Origin of the sequence: Lactobacillus pasteurii DSM 23907 = CRBIP 24.76 (assembly GCF_000297025.1) — a bacterium.
GTDB lineage: Bacteria > Bacillota > Bacilli > Lactobacillales > Lactobacillaceae > Lactobacillus > Lactobacillus pasteurii.
Genome location: NZ_CAKD01000027.1, coordinates 1 through 1,359, shown reverse-complemented (window position 1 = coordinate 1,359; position 1,359 = coordinate 1). Strand labels below are relative to the sequence as shown.

Below are 1,359 nucleotides of genomic sequence, written 5' to 3'. Positions count from 1 at the left end.
CCTGTTGCTGCTTCTGTTGTTAATACTACTTTTGCTGATTCAACATACACTGTAATTAACGCAAGCGATGGTGCAAGCACTCCAGCTATTAAGACTGATGTTAAGGTATCTACTAACCTTTCAGCTATCGCTGCTGTAGTAGATAAGACTAATACTACTGATACTATCCCAGGTAGCCTTACTGGTACTATCTCAGCTACTTACAACGGTACTACTTACACTGGTAACTTAGAAAGCGCTACTAACAACGCTAAAATCGAGGATAGTTCAAAACAAGTTGTTCAAGCTAAGGATTTAGTTGCTGGTAAAGCATATACTGTAACCATCGAGAACGTATCATTCAACTTTGGTACTGCTAACGCTAACAAGGATGTTGTTATCGGTTCAGACAACACTGATGCTAAGTTCACTGTAGGTGAACTTAAAGTTGGCGATAAAGTTGTTCAACAAAAAGTATCAGATCCAGCTTCAACTGTTACTGTTCACACTGACCAAAACGGTGTTGCAAAACTTGCTTCTGTTGTAGTTTCAAACGTATACGCTATCGATACTACTAACAACAGCGTAATTAGTTTCTACGACACCACTACTGGTGCTCTTGTAACTACTGGTGCTGTATCAGTTAACGCTGATAATCAAGGTCAACTTAACGTAAGAACTGTTGCCTCAGCTCTTAAAGCTAAGTACTTTGCTGCTAGATACGAAGACCAGAAATTACATGTTAAGACTGATACCGACTTTGAGGGTGCTGTTCGTTCAGCTTTGACTGCTGCTAACATTTCAGTTGACGCAGCTGGCTACTTCAAGGCTCCACAAAGCCTTAACGTAACTTTGACTGCTAAGTCAACTGTTAACGGTAAGGTTGCTACTTTACCAGTTGTAGTAACTGTTCCTAATGCTGCAGTTCCAGCAGAAGTAACTACTACTAAAAATATCATGCACGTAGCTAAGATCTACGACAAGGATGGTAAGGCAACTTCAGAAGCTTCACTTCACGCATACGACTCAGTTACAGTAGTAAAAGATCCTGTAACTATCAACGGTGCTAAGTACTTCAAGCTTGCTGGCAAGGACCAATACGTAAAGTTTGGTAACATTGAAGGTACTTCACGTACTTTGAGCCACAACTCATACGTATACAAGAACACTGGCAAGGCAACTACTGTTAAGTCAGGCAAGAAGACTGTTAAGAAGTTGTTGAAGAAGGGTTCTTCAGTAACTACTTTCGGTTCAGCATTCAACATCAACGGTCACAAGATGTACAGAATCGGCAAGAACCAATACGTTAAGGTTGCTAACTTTTAATAGATAGCTAGCGCTAGAGAAAAAAGGCGAGAGAAATCTCGTCTTTTTTTGTGC

Annotated in this window: 1 protein-coding gene; it reads left to right on the top strand. The window is 40.4% G+C overall.

Features of this window, described 5'->3' with window-relative positions; all coding sequences use genetic code 11:
* Positions 1 to 1,305 (top strand): SLAP domain-containing protein (locus BN53_RS08795; protein WP_040537407.1); only part of this gene is annotated, 1,305 nt, incomplete at its 5' end.
* Positions 1,306 to 1,359 lie beyond the last annotated feature (54 nt).